The organism is Verrucosispora sp. WMMD1129 (genome assembly GCF_029581255.1).
Taxonomy (GTDB): domain Bacteria; phylum Actinomycetota; class Actinomycetes; order Mycobacteriales; family Micromonosporaceae; genus Micromonospora; species Micromonospora sediminimaris.
Genome location: NZ_CP120741.1, coordinates 470,478 through 492,310, shown reverse-complemented (window position 1 = coordinate 492,310; position 21,833 = coordinate 470,478). Strand labels below are relative to the sequence as shown.

Sequence of the window (21,833 nt, the reverse complement as noted above, 5' to 3'; positions counted from 1 at the left end):
AGCATCCGAACCCCCGGATCCACCGCAGTGATCAAGGAGGATGTCAGTGACACATCGCGTGCGAAGGGCGGCCCTACGTCGGGCCGCCGCTGTCGTCACGGTCGGGCTCATGCTGGCCACCGGGCTCGTCGCCGGGTCGCCGGCCCAGGCGGACGAGACCGATCTTGTCGTGAACGGCGGATTCGAGGACGGCCTCACCGGCTGGTTCGTCAACAACGGCAACGCGACCGACAGCGCCACTCTGTCGCTCACCGCGGACGCCCACGCGGGCTCGAACGCCGTGCTCGTCACCAACCGGGCGACCACCGGGTCCGGTCCGATGCAGGATCTCAGCGGCCGGGTGCAGGCCGGGCAGAGCTACACGCTGACCGCCCGGATCAAGTACGAGAACCCGAACGGACCGGCGACGAAGCAGTTCTTCGCCACGATGCACTACGGCGCGGCGACCTACACCAACCTGGTCAGCGTCGTCGCCACCAAGGGCCAGTGGGCGGAGTTCACCGGAACCTTCACCATCCCGGCCGATCAGAACGTGTCGACCGCCCGGCTGTTCTTCGAGACGCCGTGGACGAGCACGCCGTCGTCGGACCCCGAGGTGCACCTGATGGACTTCAAGCTGGACGGCGTGTCGGTGGTCGGCGCCGCGCCGCCGCCCGCGCCGTCGAAGACGATTGAGGTCGTCGGCAAGCTGCCCGGCGAGCACAACCCGTTGATCGGGCACAAGTTCGGTGCCGATGGCTTCGGCTTCGTGCACGACGGCCGGGTCTACCTGTACCTGACCAACGACACCCAGGGGTACGCGCCCGACCCGGCCACCGGGGTCTCGCCGGGCATCAACTACGGCGACATCAACCAGATCACCGTGATCTCCACGACGGACATGGTCAACTGGACCGATCACGGCGAGATCCAGGTCGCGGGCCCGAACGGGGTGGCACCCTTCACCGCCAACTCCTGGGCCCCCGGGATGGCCAAGAAGGTGGTCGACGGCGAGGAGAAGTTCTTCCTCTACTACGCCAACAACGGTAGTTCGAGCAACGTGATCACGGGTGCCTCGCCGGTCGGTCCGTGGACCAGCGAGCGGACGAGCACGCTCATCGACGGCCGCACGCCGGGTGCCGAGGACGTCGCCTGGAAGTTCGACCCCGCTCCGCTTGTGGACTCCGACGGCGAGGCGTACCTCTACTTCGGTGGTGGCCCGGCGTCGACAAGCATGCCGCCGGCCGAGCGCTTCAACAACCCGAAGAACCTGCGGGTCATCGAGCTCGGCGACGACATGGTGTCGACCGAGGGTACGGCGGAGGTGGTGGACGCCCCGGTGGCGTTCGAGGCGGCCCAGGTCTTCAAGCGCGACGGCAAGTACTACCTGTCGTACTCGTCGCACTTCGGCGGCAACGACTTCGGCGGCAACCAGACTCCGCTGCCCGGCTATCCCGGCGGCGGCCAGATCGGCTACATGATCTCCGACGACCCGATGGAGTGGCCGAAGGAGACCTATGCGGGTGTGCTGTTCCCGAACCAGTCCCAGTTCTTCGGCACCGGCACCGGCGGCAACAACCACCAGTCCGTCTTCGAGTACGAGGGCAGGCACTACTTCACGTATCACGCCCCGACGTTGAACAAGCGCATCAACGGCAACACCACCCAGGGGTACCGCAGCCCGCACATCCAGGAGCTGAGCTTCAACGAGGACGGGACCATCCAGCAGGTGGTGGGCACCTACGCCGGTGTCGACCAGGTCCGCGACTTCGACCCGTACCGGGTGTTCGAGGCGGAGACCTTCGGCTGGAGCAAGGGTGTCGCGACCGCCAAGGTCGACGGCGGGTCCGCGCAGTTCGGCGACGCGGCACCGAACCTGGTCGTACGTGACATCGACGATGGCGACTGGACGGCGTTGTCGTCGGTGGACTTCGGTGACGGTGCCCGCAGCGTGACGGCGAAGGTACGGCCGCTCGTCAGCGGCGGATCGATCCAGATTCGACTGGGCGAGGTCACCGCACCGGTGGTCGCGACCATCCCGGTTGACGCGCCCCTCGGCGAGTGGACGGAACTGACCGCCGAACTCGACGGTGTCGCGGGCGTGCACGACGTGTACTTCACCTACGCCGGGCCGGAGGGCGCCGACCTCTTCGAACTGGACACCTGGGCCTTCGAGAACGGAACCGGGGTGCCGGTGACGGTCAGTGCCCAGGCACGGTGCGTGGGTGGTAACGCGTACGTGGCGGTGCAGGCGCGCAACGATCACGACACGCCGGTGAACGTGGTGCTGGAGACGGCGTACGGGCAGCGGTCGGTGACCGGCGTGGCACCCGGCGCCAACGCGTACCAGCAGTTCAACGCGCGGACGCCGACGGTCCCGGCCGGAGTGGCGACCGTCCGGGTCACCGCCGACGGTGTCGAGGGCACCACCGTACGCACCGCCGGGTATCCCGCTGCCGACTGCGGCGCCTGACCTGCACCCCATCCACACACGACAACGGAGCAACGGATGAGCACATGGAATCGCAAGCGGCTGGTCGCAGCGGGGGCTGCGGGCGTCCTCCTGGTCGGGTCGGCGGTGGTGCCGTCACCGGCCCAGGCCGAGCCGGGTGGCACCGGCGAGGTGGAGGTCACGGTCGACATCGAGGAGATCCAGGAGCCGGGAGTGCTGGCGATGTCGATCGCCGGGGACTCGGTGGCGTTGACCGAGGACGGCTCGACGTTGCTGGTACGCCAGTTCGTCGGCGGGCTGCCGACGGTCACCGTCACCGACACCCGCACGGCCGACGAGGCACCCGAGGGTGCGGCGTGGGCGGTGCTGGGCAGCGCTACCGATTTCGTCGGTAGCGCCGGTCAGGCGCCGATCGCCGCCGGGCATCTGGGTTGGAAGCCGCGACTGCTCGACGGCGGCGACACCGGCCTGGTCAGCGCGGGCGAAGAGGTCGTCACGGTGTTGGACGAGCCGACGCAGCCGGGGAACAACGTGGGTCTGGTCGACCAGGAGCTGCTGGTCTCGACGTTCGACTCGGGTGCGGTGGCCGGGGACGCGTACTCGGTCGACGCCGACCTGTTCCTGCGCACCCCGGCGGATGTCGCAGCCGGTTCGTACACCTCGACGTTGACTCTGTCCCTGTTCGAGTGACGGCCGGTGCGGTGGCACGTCACCGCACACCGGGGGTCGCCGACCGGCGGCCCCCGGTCCGTACTATCCCGACCTCGAAGGACTGTGATGATCCGATTCCTGCCACGGTGGGGGGCGGTGCTGGTCGCGATGTCGGCCATCGTGCTGTCCGCGCCGGTCCCCGTGTCGGCGGAGCCGACCGGTGCGACGGTGACCTGGGCGGTGCAGCCGGCGGACGCCCGGGGCCCGGACGGCCGTCGGTGGATCGAGCACACGCTGGATCCGGGTACGGTGCTGACCGAGCACCTGGCGGTGCGGAACTTCGGCGACGCGCCGGTGGTGTTCGCGTTGCAGGCCGCCGACGGCTACCTGACCGACAAGGGGCGGTTCAACATGCTGACCTCCGGCCAGGAGTCGGTGGACGGTGGAACCTGGATCACCCTGCCCGAAACGGTGACCGTCGGGGCGAAGCAGACGACCGTGGTGCCGTTCACCATCACCGTGCCGCCGGACGCGACGCCGGGGGATCATCCGGCCGGTGTCGCGGCCACGGTGACCAGCGCCGGGGGCACGGTGGCGGTGCAGAGCAGGGTCGGGTTCCGGGTCATGTTGCGGGCCAGCGGCACGGTCACCGCCGCAGTCGCGGTGGAGGATCTCAGCGTCAGGTACGAGAGGTCGTGGAATCCCTTCAGCCCCGGCGATGTCCACCTGACGTTCACGGCGCAGAACAACGGCAACGTCGCGGCTACCGGTGACGGCAGCGTACGGGTGGGCGAGCTGTTCGGCCTGGCGGGCCGGAGCGCCGCCACCGACGTGCCGGAGCTGCTACCGGGCGACGGGCGAAAGGTCGAAGCCCACGTCGGGGGGATCTGGGGGCTGGGACGGCTCACCACCACTGTCGAGGTCACCCCGACGGTCGTCTCCGGTGATCCGGCCGGTGCCGATATCCGGCCGACCACCATCTCCGTGACCGCGTGGGCGCTGCCCTGGCCACAGCTGGTCCTCGGCGTGCTCGTCGGCACGCTGCTGCTGGGCTGGCGGACCATCAGCCGCCGACGTCGTCGGAAGCTCGCCCGACTGCTCGAACAGGCCCGGGCCGAGGGCCGCGAGTCCGTCCGCGTCGCCGACTGATCAGGACGACGGCAGTGGACCACCATCCCGGTATCGGTCGGGACGACCAGAACTTTTCCCATCTGAACAAAAAGATGACGACCTATTGCAGAAAGCGGCGTCATCGCGAGGATGATCCGATGCGTCGTCTCCCTCGGGCTCACGGCCGTGTCGCCGCCGGTCTGCTCGCTCTGGCCCTCGCCGCCAGCGTCGTCCTTCTCGGGACCGCCACGCCTGTCTCGGCGCACGGCACCCTGGCGACGTCCACACCGGCCGATGGTGCCACCGTCGATGAGGCCGTGACGGCCGTGCAGCTCACCTTCACCGAGCGGGTCCGCGAGGACGCGTACTTCACCGTCACAGCGCCGGGCGGCGCCCGGGTCGACAACGGCTGGACGCATGGCGAACCCCGCACACTGGACCGTCCGGTGCGGGAGTACTTCCTGGTCGACGGGGTGTTCGAACCGCGCGAGTACACCACCGGTTTTCCCGCGGTGGTGGCCCTCGCGCACCTGCCCGCCGCCGGCCAGTACTCGGTGAGCTACCTGTCGGTGGCCTCGGACGGTGACCCGGTGCGTGGCACGGTCACCTTCCGGTACACCGGTAAGCCGACGGCCGCGCCGCCGAACTGGCAACCGCCCACCGGTCAGCCGGATCCGTCGTTGCTCGCCGCCGCCGAGCAGCACGGAGACACCGGATCGCAGCAGGCAGCCGGCGACACCACTCCCGTCGCCCCGACGGCACCGCTCCCGTCGGTTGCCGCCGCGCCACCCACCTCGGACGACTCCGGCGGCATGGGCCCACTGGGCTGGGTCGTCGTGGTGGTGGCCGTCGTCGCGGTCGCCGGTTTCCTCGTTTGGCAGCGCCGCCCGGCCCGCGTCGAGCGGAGTCGCAAGGCGGTACGCCGGTCCGCTGCCAACCGACCTCGCGCCAAGCCGAACACGAAGGCCAAGGGGCGGCGTGCCACAGGTGGTGCACGCACGGCTGTGGTCCCGGCCGCTCGGCGAGGCGCGAAGGCAGCCACGGTACCGGCGGCGACCCCGGCCCAGCAGGCGGTCACCACCGCGCCGGTGACGGACGGCGAACCTGCGGAAGCCGCCGCTGCGGCACCGGCGGACGGATCCGCGTCGACCGGCTGGTGGCAGCGCGTCGGCGACACCCGGCTCGCGTTGCTGGTCGGGGGACTCGTCCTGACGCTGCTGGCCGGGTTCGCCCTCGGCCGGATCGGCACCGACGACGACCCCACCTACACCGCGCAGCCGCCGGGCACCGCACCGGGCAGCGGCGGTCGGGACGCGGCGCAGGCGCTGTCGGCCGGCGACGGACACCAGCACCGGCCGGGAACCGGCCCGCACTCGCATCCAGGTGACGGCCAGGACCAGGCCACCGGTACGACGGTAAGCGTCGCCGGGTACACGCTGAAGCCGGTGCTGCGCTCCCAGGCGGCCGGCGCGACCAGCGACTACCGGTTCCGGGTGGTGGGGGTCGACGGGCAGCCGGTGACCCGCTTCGCGGTGGTGCACGACAAGCCGCTGCACATGATCGTGGTCGGCCGTGACCTCGGTGGATACCAGCATCTGCACCCGACGATGGCGGACGACGGCACCTGGAGCGTGCCGCTGAAAATCACCCGACCCGGCGGCTACCGCATCTACGCGGACTTCACCGTGACCACGGCTGACGGCAAAGGGCTGCCGCTGGTGCTCGGCGTCGACCACGAGGTGCCGGGCAACTACCAACCGGCCGGACTGCCCCCGCCGCAGCCGCAGACGACGACCGGTCCGTACACGGTGTCCTTGGCCGGCGCGCCCACCATCGGGATGACCGTTCCGCTGACCCTCCGCGTCGACCGCGACGGGGCCACCGGTCTCGTGCCGCTGGAGCGTTACCTGGGCGCGTACGGGCATCTGGTGGTGGTCCGCGAAGGCGACCTGGGTTTCCTGCACGTCCATCCGGAGCCGGAGCTGGTCGACGGCGCGGTGAAGTTCTGGCTGACCGCGCCGAGTGCCGGCCGTTACCGGGCGTTCTTCGACTTCCAGGTGGACGGGAAGGTGCACACCGCGGCGTTCACGATCAATCTGGCCTGAGGACCTCGTCCACCCGGACATCCGCCGGCACCGGCTCACCGGCCGCCAGGGCGGCGCCACGGGAGGTGTGCCAGTAGAGCACCTCCCGCCCCGAGCGGCGTTTGGTCACCATGCCCGCGTCGAGCAGCACCCGCAGGTGGTCACCGACCGCGCCCAGGGACAGCCCGGTGAGCGCGGCCAGGTGCGAGGTGCTCAGCGGCGTGCCCAACCGGATCAGGATGGCGGCGCGGTTCGGGCCGATCAGCCGGTCCAACCCGTTCGGGGTGGGCGGGGGCACCTCGGCGAGGATGCCGCTGGCCGGGTAGACCATGCCGAACCGGTCCTGGTCCCACACCACCCAGCCCTTGGCGCAGTGCGCCGGGACGAACACCAGTTGTGCGGCCCGGTCGAGCGGTAGCGGCGCGGCGGGGTGGTCGTTGACCTGGAGCCAGCCGTCACCCAGCCACCGCATCCCGGGGTTGAGGTCCGCGAACAGGCTCGCCCACCCGTGGGCGCTCAGTCGTGAGGTGCGGGCCACCACGTCGGCCCGCAGCCGGCGTTCCCGCTCCGGCCACTCCGGGCGCACCGTGTGGGTCCAGACCCAGTCGAGCAGGCGCACCACCTGCTCGGTGAGACCGTCTCGGCACAGCACCTCGGCGAGCGGTCCCGGCCGGGTCGCCCGCAGGTCGGCGCGGATCCGCTCGTCGGAACGGGCGGCGACCACGGCCAGTTCCTCAGCGAAGGCGGGCGTCGCCGTCGCGGGCGGCAGGGTGAGGAAATCAGCGATCCACCGCGGCGCGAAGGCCGCCGCCAGCAGCGCCGGAAGCACCGGCCGCCGCGCCAGCATCCGTTGGTACGCCCCGAGGTGCGGCCGTCGCCAGGAGTGTTGCCACGGGTGGCGGGGGCTGTGCAGCGCCTTCAGCGCCGCCACCGTGTCCGTCATCGGCGAGATGACGAAGCGACTGCCCGCCAGCAGATCCACCGGCACCCGCCACAGCGACATGTTTCGCCCCCAGCCGTAACTCTACGCCGCCCGCATCGACGCCCCCACGATCGTCGGCGTGAGGACGTACTCGGAACTGTTCGCCGTGACCGAATTCCGCAACCTCTTCGTGGCCAACTGCGCCGGCATCGCGGCCCACACCACGTCGGCGCTGGCCCTCGGTGCGCTTACCTATGCCGTGACCGGCTCGGCACTGCTCACCGCGCTGAGCATGTTCGGCGCGCCACTTGCCAGCGTGTTCGGCAGCCTGACGTTGCTCTCGGCGGCCGACAGCCTGCCGCCGCGCCGGGCGCTGACCCTGGCCGCGCTTGTCGGCCTCGCCGGTGCGGTGCTCCAGGCCGTCCCCGGTCTGCCGCTGTCGGTGCGCTTCGCGGTGATCCTGCTCGTGGCGTACGTCGGGTCGGTGACGGGCGGTGCCCGCTGGGCGTTGATCAACGACATTCTGCCGGCCGACGCGTACGTGCTGGGCCGGTCGACGATGAACGTGAGCGTCGGCGTCATGCAGATCGCCGGCTTCGGGGCGGGCGGTCTGCTGCTGGTCTGGTTGAGCCCCTATCAGGTGTTCCTGGTCGCCGCCGCGCTGCGCGCGCTGGCCGTGGCGGTGACCTGGTTCGGGTTGCGGGAGCGGCCGGCGCGGGCCGGTGAGCGGACCTCGACCGCCCGCACCATGCGGATCAACCGGGAGCTGTGGTCGGACCCGGGACGCCGGTCGCTGTATCTGAACCTGTGGCTGCCCAACGGACTGGTCGTCGGTTGTGAGGCGCTCTTCCTGCCGTACGCGGGGGACCGGGCCGGTTTCCTCTTCGCCGCCGGTGCCCTGGGCATGCTCGCCGGCGATGTGCTGGTGGGGCGGTTTCTGCCGGTCGCGGCGCGGCAGCGGTACGTGTTGCCGCTGCGGCTGCTGCTTCCCGTGCCCTACCTGGTCTTCCTGATCCGTCCGGAGCTGCCGCTGGCGATGCTGCTCGCCCTGGTCGCCTCGGTCGGGTTCGCGGTCTCGTTGCCGTTGCAGGAGCGGCTGATCGCCGGCTCCCCGCCGCAGACCCGGGGTCAGGTGCTGGGCCTGCAACAGAACGGGATGCTGGCCGGTCAGGCGGTCTTCGCGGCGCTGGCCGGTACGGTCGCCGACCTGCTGCCGACCCACCGGGCGGTGGCGGTGATGGCCGGGTTGTCGCTGGTCACGACGCTGCTGCTGACCCGGGGCCTGCGGCGGACCGCGCCGGTGCCGGTCGGATGCAACCGATCGGCGCCCGCCGACGTCCGATCGGCATGAGCATTCGTCGAAGCGGGCGACTCGCGGTCGTCCCTCTGCTGTTGCTGACGTCCGCGGCCTGCGGCCAGCAGGCCGGTGACGCCGGGTCTGGAGAGGCGGACTCACCCGAGCGGTCCTACTCCGCCGACGCGGTGGTGTTCCGGATGGAGCACACCGGGGGGTTCGTCACGCCGGCCATGCTGGCCACCCGCCTGCCCACGGTCAGCGTCTACGGTGACGGCCGGGTGATCACCCAGGGGCCGGTGCCGTTGATCTATCCCGGTCCGGCGCTGCCCAACCTTCAGGTGGGCACGATCAGCGCCACCGAGGTGGAGGAACTGCTCAAGGCGGCCCGCGCCGCCGGGGTGGGCGGACCGGCGGACTTCGGTACGCCGCCGGTCGCCGACGCGCCCGCGACGCGCTTCACGATCCTCGGTGACAACGGCGTCGAGGAGCTGGAGGTCTATGCCCTGGCCGAGTCCGGCGGAGCGCAGACCGGGCTCACTGCCGACCAGCGGGCGAAGCGGGACACCCTGCGGGAGTTCGCCGACTCGCTGACCGCCGAGTCCGGTCCGCTCGCCGCCGCGGCGACCGATACACAGCCGTACGTGCCGACCGCCGTCGCCGCCGTGGCCGAGCCCTGGGTCGCCAATGCCGAGGCCGGTGAGCAGCCCGAGGTGGCCTGGCCCGGGCCGGCGCTGCCGGGCGCCGAACTCGGCGAGGGCCTAAGCCTGGGTTGTGTCACGGCGACCGGTGACGAGGCGCAGCAGGTGCTCACCGCCGCGGCGGCGGCGAACGCGGCCACCCCGTGGGTCTCGGACGGCAAGCGGTGGACGGTGGCCCTGCGACCGCTGCTGCCCGACGAGATCGACTGCGGCGACCTGGCCACCAACCGCTGATCCCGGCTCCGGGCGGCCGTCGACCGGCCGCCCGGCCGCCTCCTTCGGGCTGGTGGCGGCGGCCGGATAGGCTGCCGCGCGATGAGCAAGACGCTGTCGCGCATCCTGGTCTACGGGATCCACGGCTCCGGCAAATCCACCCTCGCACAACGGCTGTCCGAGCGGCTCGGGCTGCCCTGGTACCCGGTCGACGACCTGCTCTGGGAGCCCAACTGGGTCGAGGTGCCGGTGGCGCGGCAACGCAGCCGGATCGAGGCGATCTGCCGCCGGGACCGCTGGATTCTCGACGGGGCGTACCACGGTTGGCGGGACGTGCCGCTGGCCCGCGCGGACCTGGTCATCGGTCTGGACTACCCGCGCGGGCTGTCCTTTCGCTGGTTGTTGCGGCGTACGCTGCGCCGGCTGTCGACGGGGGAGGAGATCTGCAACGGCAACCGTGAGTCGCTGGGCAGCGTGCTGTCCAGCGAGTCGGTCCTGGTGTGGCACCTCACCGAGTTCGGCCGGGAACGGCGTCGACTACGGGCCTGGCACGCCGATCCGAGTGGACCGCCGGTGTTGCTGTTCGAGACTCCGGACGCCCTCGAACGCTGGTTGAACGGCTTGCCGTCCCGGTGAAGGGTCGGCCGGTGGCCGGCGGGTGGGGCGCTACGGTGGGCGGATGGACGAACTCGTGGCGCTCTACCTGGAAGGTGACATCTCGGGAACCGTCACCGGCACCGCGCCACGCAGTGCCGTACGTGCCGGCAACCTGCCGCACGCCGCGACGGCGGTGTTGCTGCGCGACGAGCGGGACCGCGTGTACGTCCACCGCCGCACCGACACGAAGGACGTCTATCCGGGCATGCACGACGCCTTCGCCGGAGGCGTCGTGCTGGCCGGCGAGGACCCGTTCGAGGCGGCTGCCCGGGAACTCACCGAGGAACTGGGCGTCACGAACTGCGAGATCCGGCCCTGCCTGCGGTACTGGTACGCCGACACGCGCACCAACTACCTCGCCTACGTCTTCGAGGCCCGCTACCGGCGGCACCGCTGCGGCCCGGTCGTGCATCAGCCCAGCGAGGTCGCCGAGGGGTGGTGGCTCGACCTGGCCGAGCTGGCCGCCCGGCTCGCCGACCCGTCCTGGCCGTTCGTCCCCGACGGGCGGGTCACCCTTGATCACTACCTGCGCCAGCTGCCGGCCTAGCCGGAGGGTCGAGCTTGGCCAATCGTCGGGACCACGGCGGTCGCAACGATGAAGATGGGCACATGGGGCGGTTCCTCCGAGGGCGCGTCGAGACGACCACGGAGATGCACCGGACGACGCGGTACGAGATCTTCTTCGATCTGGTGTTCGTCTTCGCGCTGACCCGGATCACCGCCTACATGGCTGGTCACACCTCGCCACTGACCCTGCTCCAGGGCCTGGTCGTCCTGTTGCTGCTGTGGATCTCCTGGCTGATCTACGCCTGGCTGGGCAACCAGGCTCGGGCCGACATCGGGCTGATCCGGGCCGGCACCACCGCCGTGATGGGTCCGATCTTTCTCATCGCCGTGGTCATCCCGAACGTGTGGGAACCGAGCCCGGGTCCGCGCCTGATCCTGGTGTTGTCGTATCTCGTGGTGCGGGCGGTCCACCTGGCGCTCTATCGTCGGGCGGCCGAGGGCGACCGGCGGCTGCACCGTACGCTGCGCATCTACACCGCGACCACCGCGCTGTCCTGGATCCCGTTGGTCCTCGGAGCCGTCCTCGGTGGTGGCGCACAGTTGCTGCTCTGGACGGTGGCGGTCGCGGTCGACTTCGCCGGCGGACTGGTCGCCTCACGGATCAGCGGGTGGCCGTTGCGCAGCTCCGAGTACTTCACCGAACGGCACACCCTCGTGGTGATCATCGCGCTCGGCGAGACGTTGATCTCGGTCGGCGCCGGCATCGGCTCCGAAATGATCAATGGTCCGACCATGTTGGCCGCGCTGCTCACCCTCGTGGTCACGGTCTGCCTGTTTCGGCTGTACATGCTGAATTCGGTGGCGGCGGGCGAGGCGCTGATGGCTGAGCGCGGTCCGCGACGGGATCGGCTAGCCGCCAACGCCTACAGCGACGGCCACTTCGCGCTGGTCACCGGGACGATCTATCTGGCGCTCGGGGTGCACGAGGTGATCGCCCCGCTGGCACATCATCGACCCTGGCACGCCGCCGAGTCGGGTTTGGCCTGGATCTCGGCCGTGGCGCTGTTCGGTGGGGTCGCGCTGTATCTCGCGGGCGAGGTGCTGTTCCGTGGGCTCAGCGTCCGATCGGTGTCCCCGGCGCAGCTGCTCGCGCCCGCGGTGGCCCTGGCGCTGCTGCCGGCCGGACGGTACCTGCCCGGCCTGGTTGCCCTCGGCCTGCTCGCCACCTTCCTCGTGGTGCTCGTCGGCTACGAACGGGTCTTCGGCGCCGGTCGTGCCGCCCACCCTTCCGGGTCAGAAGCCGAGGTCGGCCCTTCCGCCGACCACCGGTAGGCGCAGCTCACTGTGGTGCGGTGCGACCCGCAGCCGGGTGCCACCCAGCGGAAGCAGGGTGTAATCCTGATCGCTGGAGAAGATCACCAGACCGATCCGGTGACCCGCCGGGAAGACGTGGTCCTTGGGCTCCAGGGTCCACCGCAGGTCGTACAGTCTGCCCTGGCGCAGCGGGTCGGTGCGCGAGATGCTCCGCCGGTTCTGCGGGTCCATCCAGCCGCGGGTCACCACCGTCGGTGCGGCGGTCGAGCCGGCCCGCCCGTAGTCGACCAGGTAGGCGGTGAGGTTCGCGTCCGGTTTGTTGTCGATCGCCAGCCGCAGCCGCAGCTCCGGACGGCCGGACACGCGGACGTCGCGGGGCAGCGTGGGAGACAGGTAGGCCAACCGGTGCGGGCTTGCCGTTTCCGGGTCGGCGACCAGGGTGTCCGGGTGGATGGTGCGCCCCTCGTCGACGAAGCGTTGCTCGACGGAGCGCTTCGGCGCCCGGGCGGAGGTGAGCGTGCCGATCGTGGCGTCGGTGGCGGCCAGCCGCAGCGGGACCTCCCGACTGCCCGGATCGGGCCAGTCGGCGTACGTCGTGTAGCCACCGTCCTCGCGCTGCACCACGGCCCTCGGCTCGTCCATGATCCCGTTGGGCACCTGCCACAGCCAGTGGTCGAACCAGCGGTTCTCGGTCTGCTTCCACGTCCAGGTCCGGCCGTCCGGTAGGGTCACCGACGCGGTGTTGCCCGGGCCACCGTGCCCGCCCCGGTGCAGCCAGATCTTGCGCGGTACCCGGTGCCGGGCCAACTCGTCCCACCAGCCGGCGAAGTGCTCGGTCTTGACGTTCCAGTCGTTGAGGCCGTGCACGACGAGCACGCTGGCCCGCACCTGCCGTGCGTCAAGGTAATCACGGTCGCGCCAGAACGCCGAATAGTCGCCGGTGACCCGGTCCTGCCGGGCGGTCAGCTCCGCGATCTCGTCGGCGCAGCGCCCCTGTGCCCGGGACTGACCGGCGGTGAACCCGGCCAGCACGTCGGTGTCCTCACCCTGATAGGTCCCCGGTGCCACCACCAGGCCGTTGGCGCGGTAGTAGTCGTACCAGCTGCTGATGGCGGCCACGGGCACGATGGTCCGCAGCCCCGGGACGCCGGTGGTAGCCACCTGGTTGGGCAGGGTGCCGTTGTAGGAGACGCCGGTCATGCCGACGGTGCCGGTGGTCCAGCCGGCGGTGACCGGCGCGCCAGCCGCGTCGTACCCCTTCGCCCGCCCGTTCAGCCAGTCGATCACCGCTCTGGTGCCGAGCGTCTCGGCCTGGTCGCCGCTGGTCGGGCAGCCGTCGGAATCGCCGGTGCCGACGCTCTGCCCGAGCACCACCGCGTAGCCCCGGGGCACGTAGTAGTCGTCGAGTGAACCGGGCAGGTTGGCCTTTGTCGCCGCCCGCTGCACCGCCACGTCGGACGTCCGTCGGCCGGCCCGGCGGTCGACGCCGTTCTGCGGCAGCTCGTCCACCAGCACGCTCGGGTACGGCACGTCATACCAGACGTCCTTGCGGTACGGGCTGTGCTCGAAGATGACCGGCACCTTGAATCCCTCGGTGGCGGTCTCCCGGGGCCGGGATATGTCGATCGCCACCCGGTCGAGGCGGCCGTCATGGTCGGTGTCCACAGTGGTTTGAACGTAAACCCGCTCCTCGATCGCGTCGGCGAGCGAGAACACCGGTTGGGTCATGCCGTCGACGACCACGATTCCCGGTGTGGCGGTGGGTGCGGTCCGCGCCGCCGCCGGAGCCGCGTGCAGCACCAGCGTGCCGGACAGACCGATGCCGAGCAGTGCCAGCAGGTAGGGGGACCGACGCACGGCGTCTCCCTTCGGAGTTTAGACATTCACACCTTGCGATGTTATCGCTCACTGGCTACGTTTCGGAGGCAGGAGCGAAGGGCACGCTCCGACGTCCCCCGCCCGGTCGGTGACCAGGCGAGCCGAGGCGCGTTGCGCCGGCTGACGGGCACTGCGGGCCCCGTGCGGGACGGGTCACGCCGCCGGTCCAGGGCGGCTGACGGTACGTCGCGGGAGCCGTGGCACACGCAGAGCATCGCCGCTCCGGGCCGCCCACCTGACCTGACAGCCCGAACGGTGTCGCACCGTACCCAGGCGCATACCCCGCGGTACGCCGGCCGTTCCCGGCGCCGCCACCAGGGCGATGCGCCGCACCGCCGCGCGTCCACAGCGGGCGCGGAATGGAGTCACGATGTCCAGGCGTAAATCGATTTTCGGACCGGTCGCGCTCGCGGCCCTGATGGTGCTGGCCGCCGCCGGTACGACGTTGAGCGCGAACCCCGGCAGCGTCCCGGCCGCCCAGTCGGGCATCCTGGCCGCGACCGCCGGCTGCGGCAAGACGCCCACGCTGCGCAGCGGTACCCACACCATCCAGAGCAGCGGCAAGAACCGCAGCTACATCCTGCGGGTGCCGGACAACTACAACAACAACCACCCGTACCGACTGGTGTTCGGGTTCCACTGGCTCAACGGCTCGGCGACCGACGTGGCCACCGGCCAGACGGTGCAGCGCGACACCTGGGCCTACTACGGACTGTTGCCGCTGTCGAACAACAGCACCATCTTCGTCGCGCCCCAGGGCCTCAACAGCGGCTGGGCCAACTCCGGTGGTGAAGACGTCACGTTCGTCGACGACATGCTCCGGCAGATCGAGGGCGACCTCTGCGTCGAGACCACCCAGCGCTTCGCGCTCGGGTTCAGCTACGGCGGCGCCATGAGCTACGCCGTCGCCTGCGCCCGGCCGAACATCTTCCGCGCCGTCGCCGTCTACGGCGGTGCGCAGCTGAGCGGATGCAGCGGCGGCACCCAGCCGGTCGCCTACTTCGGGGCACACGGCATCCGCGACAGCGTCCTCAACATCTCCAACGGGCGGTCGCTGCGGGACCGGTTCGTCCGCAACAACGGCTGCACCGCGCAGAATCCCCCGGAACCGTCGCAGGGCAGCCTCACCCACCGCAGCACCACCTACTCCGGCTGCACGTCCGGCTACCCGGTGGTCTGGGCGGCGTTCGACGAGGGACACATCGCCGCACCACAGGACGGCGCACCCGGTGACAGCGGCTCCCGGACCTGGCTGCCGGGCGAGACCTGGCGCTTCTTCACCCAGTTCGGCAGCGGCACCACCCCACCGCCGAACCCGACCACCCCGCCGCCGAACCCCACCACGCCGGCCCCGAGCCCGACGACGCCGCCGCCCGGTGGCGGAGCGTGCCGGGTCGCCGCCGAGGTCAACGCCTGGAACAACGGGCTGACCGAACAGATCACCATCACCAACACTGGCAGCTCCACCATCAACGGTTGGTCGCTGGTCTTCACGCTGCCCGGCGGGCAGACCATCGCCGGCGGCTGGAACGCTAGTTACTCACCGACCTCCGGGCAGGTGACCGCGCGGAACATGTCGTACAACGGCACCATCGCCCCGAACGCGTCGGTCGGCATCGGCTTCCAGGCCACCCACACCGGCAACACCGCTGAACCGAGTTCGTTCACCCTCAACGGCGCGACCTGCACCGTCAGCTGATCCGTACATTGTCCGGGCGCGGATCCCACTCGGGGGTCCGCGCCCGGTCGCGGGCCGACGCCCGCGCGGACGACAGGCCCTATGCTCCGCACCGTGCCGTTGACCTTCCCTTCGCATCTCGCGCCGGTGCTGGCGCTCAAGTGGTGGCGGCCCCGGTGGTTCGACGGCGTGACGTTGAGCTTGGGCGCGATGTCGCCGGACGTCGTCTACCTGGCAACCGGCCCGACCGGACGAACCTTTGCCGATACCCATTCCTGGCCGGCGCTGTTCTGGTGGTGCCTGCCGGTGGCGCTGGCGTACGCGGCGGTCTGCCGGTCCTGCGCCGACGCAATCCTGGCTCACCTGCCCGGCGAGCGTCGGTTCGGCTGGAGTGGGCATGGTTCCCTGGCCCGGTGGCCGCACCGCTGGTGGATCACGATCAGCTCGGCGCTCCTCGGCGCGGCGAGCCACCTCGGCTGGGACTGGCTGACGCACACCGACGGCTGGCTTCGAGTGGTGTTCGGTCTCCGATGGTCGAGCGTTACGGACGTCGCCTGGTGGACGGTCTCGGATCTGACGAGCACCCTCGTCGGTGCGTTGCTCGTCGTCGTGCTCACCGCACGCCTCGGTCGGCGGGCAGCGGCGGCGGCAGGAGCTCGCCGGCTCGCACCGCCACGTCGACTTCCAGTGCTGTTCTGGAGCGTCGCCGCGCTGGTGTCCGTCGCCGGACTGGCGCTCGTGCCGCTGCTGCCCGGTGCAACCATCCTCGCCGCGACAATCGTCCGGTCGCTGCACGTCGCTGGTCTGGCCCTGCTCGCCGCCGCCATCGCCGTCCGGATCCGGTCCCAGCGCTCGGGTGCGGGTTACCCGGGCGCGTCAGGTGACAGCGGCAGCACCAGCCGACCCGCCGCGGTCAGCGGACCGGCTCAATCGGGAAGCGTCCGCGGCGCCACTGCCAGTGGCGGCCGGCCTTCAGGTGGTCGATGACGGCGCGTTGCAACACGGTGTCGCGCGGCAGTTGGTCCAGCGGTGTGGTCAGGGTACGGAACACGAACCGCACCACTTCGACGTCGGCGTCGAGCCCTTCCGGTTCCTGATAGGGCTCCAGCTCGAAACGTCGCTGGAAGCGGATGATGTTGGACTCCTCGGGCAGGTACTCCCGCAGCTGCGGGTCGAGCAGCCACGAACCGCAGGCGAACGACGTGTAGTGCTCGTCGGGAAAGTGGCGCGGGAAGAACGCCCGGGCCTCGTCGAGGGACGCCTCGACCGCTTCCGGGGTCAGCGACCCCGAGTCGGGGATGTGCAGGTCGATGGCGGTGCCGCCGCGATGGTGCTGAAGCCGACCCAGCTCGTAGACCGCGCCGCGCGAGTGCAGCGTCAGCCAGCTCTGCATGACCGACCAGCCCTCGCGATTCATCCGCCGGTCGATGGCGAGGTTGCGACCCAGGTCAGCGAGGGTCGCCCAGGAGACGGCGTCGGGAACGCCGTGGTCACGGTGGTACCCCCTGACCACGTCGACCAGGGCCAGGTACGTGTAGACGTAGAGGTGCCGCCAGGCGGGGCCCCGCTCGCGCGGTAGCGCCGGACCGGGCGGCAGCCATTCGTGACCGCCGAGATCCGTGCGGACCAGGGCGATCGAGCGGTCGAGCAGCCAGCGTAGCTCCGGGGTCCACTGCGTGGAGTCGGGGTCCGGCCAGCCCGCCATGATCTCGGCGGCGTCGTCCGGTCGTACGGCGAGCCGGTCGAGCAGCGCGGGCGCGTCGGCGCTGGCGGGCACCGGCGCCGACGGGTGCTCGCCGGCCAGCCGGTGCACACGGTCGATGTCCTCGATGGGCACGCCGAGCCGGGTGGCGATGTCGTCCAGATTCACGCGGACGACAGTAGCGACCGGCGCGGCCGCCGCAACAGCGCGATGCCGGTCAGCCCGCTCAGGGGTTGGGTGGCGTGACCGCGATGATCAGGTGGGCTGGCTGGTCACTGGCGTTGCGGTAGAGGTGGGCCAGGCGTGAGTCGAAGGTGACGGCCTCACCGGCGGTGAGGGTGTACGTCTCGCCGCCGATGTCGGCGACCACCTCGCCGCTGATGACGATGGCGCACTCGGTCGAGGGGTGCGCCCACGGCTCGGCCGAGCTGGCGTCGCCCGGGGCGAGGTGGGCCTGGAGCACCTCCAGATCGCCGCGCCCCGGGGTCAGGCGCTCGTAGGTTATCTGGCCCGGGGGAGCGGTGAGCAGGCTGCGGCTGCCGGCCCGGCTGATGTGCACCGCCGGTGCCTCCGGCTCGGAGAACAACTCGGCGATCGAGGTGTCGAACACCTGCGCGAGCTTGCGCAGGGTGGCCAGGCTCGGGTCGGTCGCCCCGTTCTCGATCTGACTCAGCAGGGCGGGTGACACGTCGGCGGCTGTGGCGAGCTGCCGCAGCGTGAGGGAGTGCTGCTGGCGCAGGACGCGGAGCCGGTCACCGAGCATGTGAACCTCGATCCGATAACAGTGTGGCTAAAAATGTTTGACCAAGCTACACGGCCGTGTTTAGGGTGGTCAAACACGAGGGCGGCGCTGTTTGGTACTGGTGGACACGCCGCGTCCAGACATGAACCGGACGAATGCGAGTCCGGCTACATCCAACCCTGCGACGACGCACCCCGAGAACCCGACGCACCCCGAGAGAACCCGGAACACCGGCATTGGCCGTCTGGGCCCGGCCGGTGGTGGTGCCGCCGGACGTCGATGCCCCGCGGGTCCCGCGCAGCGGGCCGCGCCATACGAAGGTAGGAACAGCATGTCGGTGTCCCCCCGCCGGCTCCGCGCCGGAGCGCTCGCTCTGGCGACGCTGGCCATCATCTCCACCACCGCCTGCACGGCCGGCGGCAGTGGTGGCAACGCGAACGGTGGCGAGGCCAAGACCCTCACCGTCAACACGTCGTTCGTGCTCAAGACCCTCGACCCTGGTCGCGTCTACGAAGCCACCGGCCTGACCGCCGTGCACGCCCTCTACGACACCTTGCTCACCTTCGAAGGCTCCGACGTCGGTACCCCCGTCCCGGCGTTGGCCGAGTCGTACGAGGCGTCGCCGGACGCAAAGACCTTCACCTTCAAGCTCCGCTCCGGAGTGACCTTCTCCGACGGCAGCCCGCTCACCGCCGACGACGTGGTCTTCTCCCTCAACCGGCTGAAGAACATCAAGGGCAGCCCGGCGGTCACGGTGAGCGAGCTGAGCGTCAGCAAGACCGACGACAGCACCGTCGTGGTCACCTCGGCCACCCCCAACCCGAACGTTCCGGTGGTGCTGGCGATGCCGTCCACCGGTGTGCTCAACGCCGAGGTCGCCCGGGACAACGGTGCCAAGGACGGCGCGGACGCCGCGCAGGGCGACACCGCCCAGCAGTACCTCGACACCAACTCGATCGGCAGTGGGCCGTACGTGCTCAAGTCGTACGAGCCGGAGTCGCAGGTGGTGCTGGAGGCCAACCCGAACTACTGGGGCGACAAGCCACAGTTCGAGCGGGTGGTACTGCGCAACATGGACGTGCAGACCCAGAAGCTGACCATGCAACGCGCCGAGAGCGCCGAGATCTCGCTGGACATCTCCGGCAAGCTGCTCGACGGCCTGCCGGAGAGCCTGCAGACCTCCGGCGTGCAGGACACCGTCTACTTCCTCTTCCTCAACGCCGACCCGGCGGTCTCGGCGGTGACCGCGAACCCGAAGTTCAACCAGGCGCTGCGTGCCGCCATCGACTACCAGGGCATCGCCGCGCTGTACGGCGAGGGAGCCGCTCCCGGCGCCGGCCTGGTCGCGCCGGCCTTCCCCGGCACCCTGCCCGAGAGTGAGGCGTCCACCCGGGACGTGGCGAAGGCCAAGGCGCTGCTCGCCGAGGCCGAACTGACCAACCCGACGGTGAAGTTCAACTACCCGGCCATCACCTACAAGGGCGTCGACCTGGGCACCGTCGCCACCAAGGTGCAGGGCGACGCCGCCGAGGCCGGCATCACGCTGGAGTTGAACCCGCAGCCGCTGACCACCTTCCTCGACGAGATGCGCAGCGGTAAGTCCCCGCTGGGCTTCACTCCGCAGAGCCTCAACTACCCGGTCGCCGACTCACTGATCAACAACATGGCGCCCGGGCAGGCCACCGCACTGCGCTCGGGCTGGACCGTCGAGCGGGCCGACCCGGCGGTCGTCGCCGCCGGTGAGAAGGTCACCGAGACCCTCGACCTCGCGGCCCGGGCCACCGCCATGCAGGAATGGCAGCGGCTGATGAACCAGTCCTCCCCGTACATCGTGCTGGCCAGCAACTCCTCCACGGTGGTGGCGACCGCCGACCTGACCGGCGCGGACTACTCCGCCGCCGGCTGGCAGGTCGACGTCGCCGCGGTCGGCCGCAGGTAGTCGGAGCACCATGACGACCGTCCACAACGGCGAGCCGGGCGCGGTCACCACGACCGCGCCCCGGCCCCGCCGGTCCCACCCGCTGCTGGCCTTCCTGGCCAAGCGGCTGGCGATCACCGCCGGACTGCTGCTGGGCGTCACCGTGGTGACGTTCGGGCTGGTCAACGTGGTGCCCGGTGACCCGGTCACCGCCAACCTGTCCGACCAGGCGCTCAACGACCCGGCCACGGTGGCCGCCTTCCGCGAGAAGTGGGGGCTGGACCAGCCGCTCTGGCAGCAGTACCTGCACTACCTGGGCAACCTCTTCCGCGGTGACCTGGGTATCTCCCAGCAGACGGGTCGGGCGGTCCTGGACGACCTGGTCCGGTACGTGCCGGCGACCCTGGAACTGGCCATCCCCACCATGGTGCTGGCGCTGGTGATCGGCACCGGGATCGGCATGCTCGCGGCGGTCCGCAACGGCCGGGTCACCGACCAGCTCGTGCGGGTGGGTGCCCTGCTCGGGCTCTCCACGCCGCCGTTCTGGCTGTCGCTCGTGGTGCTCTACGTCTTCTTCTACCAACTCGGGCTGGCGCCCAGCGGTGGACGGCTCTCCACCGGTTTCAGCCCGCCGCCGACCGTCACCGGCATGTACACGGTCGACGCGGCACTGGCCGGTCAGTGGGACGTGGCCTGGGACGCGGCCCAACACCTCACCCTGCCGGTGCTGGTGCTGACCTCGCTCACCGTGGCGCTGCTGGTCCGCTTTGTTCGCTCCGCCATGTTGGAGGTGCTTCAGCAGGACTACATCCGGGCCGCGTACGCCAAGGGCCTGCCGGCCCGGGTGGTGCTGCGCCGGCACCTGCTGCGCGCCGGGCTGGTCCCGGTGGTCACCGTCTCCGGCCTGGCCTTCGCCTCGCTGCTGTCCGGGACGGTGCTGGTGGAGAGCATCTTCGGCTGGCCGGGCGTCGGTCAGTACGCCTACCGCAGCGCCACCGCCCTCGACCTGCCCGCGATCCTCGGTGTCAGCCTGTTCGTCGCGCTGGTCTACACGCTTGTCAACCTCACCGTCGACCTGCTGTACGGGCTCATCGACCCGAGGATCCGCCTGTCATGACGATGATCGCACCTGATCCGGTGGCCCCCGACCCGAAGGTGGACCGGGCGCTGACCCGCCGTCGATGGCTCGGTCGGCTGCGTGGTGGCTCGGCCGGCCGGCCGATCTGGCGACAGCCGATCGCCGTGGTGGCGTTGACCATTCTCGGCGGCTGGCTGCTGGTGGCGATCCTCGCCCCGCTCGTCGCCCCCTACGATCCACTCGCCCAGAGCGCCGACACCTACGCGGCACCCTCGGCCGCGCACTGGTTCGGCACCGACTCCCTCGGCCGGGACATCTTCAGCCGGGTCGTGCACGGCGCCCGGTTGTCGATCCCGCTGGCCCTGGCCATCGTCTCGCTGGCCCTGCTCGTCGGCGGCCTGCTCGGCCTGGTCGCCGGATACCTGGGACGGTTCGCCGACGAGGCGCTGATGCGGCTCACCGACCTGGTCTTCGCCTTCCCACAGATCATCCTGGCCATGGCGGTCACCGCCGCCTTCGGCCCGAACACCCGCAACGCGGTGCTGGCCCTGGTCATCGTCTCCTGGCCGGTCTACGCCCGGGTCATCCGCAGCGCCGTGCTCAGCATGCGCGGCGACGACTACCTCAGCGCCGCCCGACTGCTCGGCGTCGGACCGGTCCGGGCGCTGCGCCGCGATGTGCTGCCCAACAGCATCGGCCCGGCGATCGTGCTGGCCACCCTGGAACTCGGCAACGCGGTGCTGCTGCTCGCCGCGCTCTCCTTCCTGGGGCTGGGGCCCCGCCCACCGGCCGCCGAGTGGGGCTCGATGGTCGCGCTCGGCTCCCAGGACCTGTCGATGTGGTGGGTCAGCGTCTTCCCGGGCCTGGCCATCCTCACCGTCGTGATGGCCTTCAACGTGCTCGGCGACGCGTTGCGCGACCGGCTCGACCCCCGCTACGCGAAGGGACGCTGA

At 70.7% G+C, this 21,833-nt stretch carries 18 protein-coding genes; 14 read left to right on the top strand and 4 right to left on the bottom strand.

The window, feature by feature from the left end; all coding sequences use genetic code 11:
• Nucleotides 1–46: 46 nt before the first annotated feature.
• The 4 genes from O7624_RS02250 (at nt 47) to O7624_RS02235 (ending at nt 6,297) form a co-directional block, all read left to right on the top strand.
• Nucleotides 47–2,452 carry a family 43 glycosylhydrolase gene (locus O7624_RS02250; protein WP_282238703.1) on the top strand — a complete coding sequence of 802 codons (2,406 nt, stop codon included), beginning with the start codon at nt 47–49 and terminating at the stop codon, nt 2,450–2,452.
• A gap of 36 nt (nt 2,453–2,488) precedes the next feature.
• On the top strand, nt 2,489–3,121 hold the full coding sequence (locus O7624_RS02245) for a hypothetical protein (RefSeq protein WP_282238702.1): 633 nt from the start codon (nt 2,489–2,491) through the stop codon (nt 3,119–3,121).
• Between the two features lie 87 nt (nt 3,122–3,208).
• Entirely contained in the window at nt 3,209–4,231 is a 1,023-nt protein-coding gene (locus O7624_RS02240) for a hypothetical protein (RefSeq protein ID WP_282238701.1), read from the top strand.
• 119 nt (nt 4,232–4,350) lie between these two features.
• Nucleotides 4,351–6,297, top strand: coding sequence for a copper resistance CopC family protein (locus tag O7624_RS02235; RefSeq protein ID WP_282238700.1), 1,947 nt, complete (start codon nt 4,351–4,353; stop codon nt 6,295–6,297).
• Here O7624_RS02235 and O7624_RS02230 read toward each other — a convergent pair.
• A complete protein-coding gene (locus tag O7624_RS02230) occupies nt 6,284–7,279 on the bottom strand; it encodes a helix-turn-helix domain-containing protein (protein ID WP_282238699.1) in 996 nt (331 codons plus the stop codon). The genes O7624_RS02235 and O7624_RS02230 overlap by 14 nt on opposite strands.
• A gap of 58 nt (nt 7,280–7,337) precedes the next feature.
• Here O7624_RS02230 and O7624_RS02225 point away from each other — a divergent pair, with 58 nt between their 5' ends.
• The 5 genes from O7624_RS02225 to O7624_RS02205 all read left to right on the top strand — a co-directional run bounded on the left by O7624_RS02225 (nt 7,338) and on the right by O7624_RS02205 (nt 11,902).
• On the top strand, nt 7,338–8,549 hold the full coding sequence (locus O7624_RS02225; RefSeq protein WP_282238698.1) for an MFS transporter: 1,212 nt from the start codon (nt 7,338–7,340) through the stop codon (nt 8,547–8,549).
• Entirely contained in the window at nt 8,546–9,427 is an 882-nt protein-coding gene (locus tag O7624_RS02220; RefSeq protein ID WP_282238697.1) for a hypothetical protein, read from the top strand. The genes O7624_RS02225 and O7624_RS02220 overlap by 4 nt, the downstream gene beginning before the upstream one ends.
• A gap of 81 nt (nt 9,428–9,508) precedes the next feature.
• A complete protein-coding gene (locus tag O7624_RS02215) occupies nt 9,509–10,042 on the top strand; it encodes an AAA family ATPase (protein WP_282238696.1) in 534 nt (177 codons plus the stop codon).
• 43 nt (nt 10,043–10,085) lie between these two features.
• Entirely contained in the window at nt 10,086–10,610 is a 525-nt protein-coding gene (locus O7624_RS02210; RefSeq protein WP_282238695.1) for an NUDIX domain-containing protein, read from the top strand.
• A 62-nt stretch (nt 10,611–10,672) separates the two neighbouring features.
• Nucleotides 10,673–11,902 (top strand): low temperature requirement protein A, encoded by a 1,230-nt coding sequence (locus tag O7624_RS02205; RefSeq protein WP_282238694.1) that lies wholly within the window; start codon nt 10,673–10,675, stop codon nt 11,900–11,902.
• Here the strand turns inward: O7624_RS02205 and O7624_RS02200 are convergent.
• Nucleotides 11,864–13,741 (bottom strand): Xaa-Pro dipeptidyl-peptidase, encoded by a 1,878-nt coding sequence (locus O7624_RS02200; protein WP_282238693.1) that lies wholly within the window; start codon nt 13,739–13,741, stop codon nt 11,864–11,866. The two genes, O7624_RS02205 and O7624_RS02200, sit on opposite strands and share 39 nt — an antisense overlap.
• Before the next feature lie 391 nt (nt 13,742–14,132).
• On the opposite strand from O7624_RS02200, the gene O7624_RS02195 reads away from it, so the two are divergent.
• Together O7624_RS02195 and O7624_RS02190 are read left to right on the top strand one after the other, a co-directional pair.
• Nucleotides 14,133–15,461 (top strand): cellulose binding domain-containing protein, encoded by a 1,329-nt coding sequence (locus tag O7624_RS02195; protein WP_282238692.1) that lies wholly within the window; start codon nt 14,133–14,135, stop codon nt 15,459–15,461.
• A 93-nt stretch (nt 15,462–15,554) separates the two neighbouring features.
• The gene (locus O7624_RS02190) at nt 15,555–16,427 is read left to right on the top strand and encodes a DUF4184 family protein (RefSeq protein ID WP_282238691.1); all 873 of its coding nucleotides are present in this window, start codon (nt 15,555–15,557) and stop codon (nt 16,425–16,427) included.
• Here O7624_RS02190 and O7624_RS02185 read toward each other — a convergent pair.
• Both O7624_RS02185 and O7624_RS02180 read right to left on the bottom strand, forming a co-directional pair.
• Nucleotides 16,354–17,310 (bottom strand): acyltransferase domain-containing protein, encoded by a 957-nt coding sequence (locus O7624_RS02185; RefSeq protein ID WP_282238690.1) that lies wholly within the window; start codon nt 17,308–17,310, stop codon nt 16,354–16,356. The genes O7624_RS02190 and O7624_RS02185 overlap by 74 nt on opposite strands.
• 58 nt (nt 17,311–17,368) lie before the next feature.
• Entirely contained in the window at nt 17,369–17,905 is a 537-nt protein-coding gene (locus tag O7624_RS02180) for a cupin domain-containing protein (protein WP_282238689.1), read from the bottom strand.
• Between the two features lie 310 nt (nt 17,906–18,215).
• Here O7624_RS02180 and O7624_RS02175 point away from each other — a divergent pair, with 310 nt between their 5' ends.
• From O7624_RS02175 to O7624_RS02165, 3 genes are read left to right on the top strand one after another with little or no spacing between them, the layout of a single operon-like run.
• Nucleotides 18,216–19,823: an ABC transporter substrate-binding protein gene (locus tag O7624_RS02175; RefSeq protein ID WP_282238688.1), complete on the top strand. Its 1,608-nt coding sequence runs from the start codon at nt 18,216–18,218 to the stop codon at nt 19,821–19,823.
• Nucleotides 19,824–19,833: 10 nt separating this feature from the next.
• On the top strand, nt 19,834–20,919 hold the full coding sequence (locus O7624_RS02170) for an ABC transporter permease (RefSeq protein WP_210939475.1): 1,086 nt from the start codon (nt 19,834–19,836) through the stop codon (nt 20,917–20,919).
• Nucleotides 20,916–21,833: an ABC transporter permease gene (locus tag O7624_RS02165; RefSeq protein ID WP_282238687.1), complete on the top strand. Its 918-nt coding sequence runs from the start codon at nt 20,916–20,918 to the stop codon at nt 21,831–21,833. The genes O7624_RS02170 and O7624_RS02165 overlap by 4 nt, the downstream gene beginning before the upstream one ends.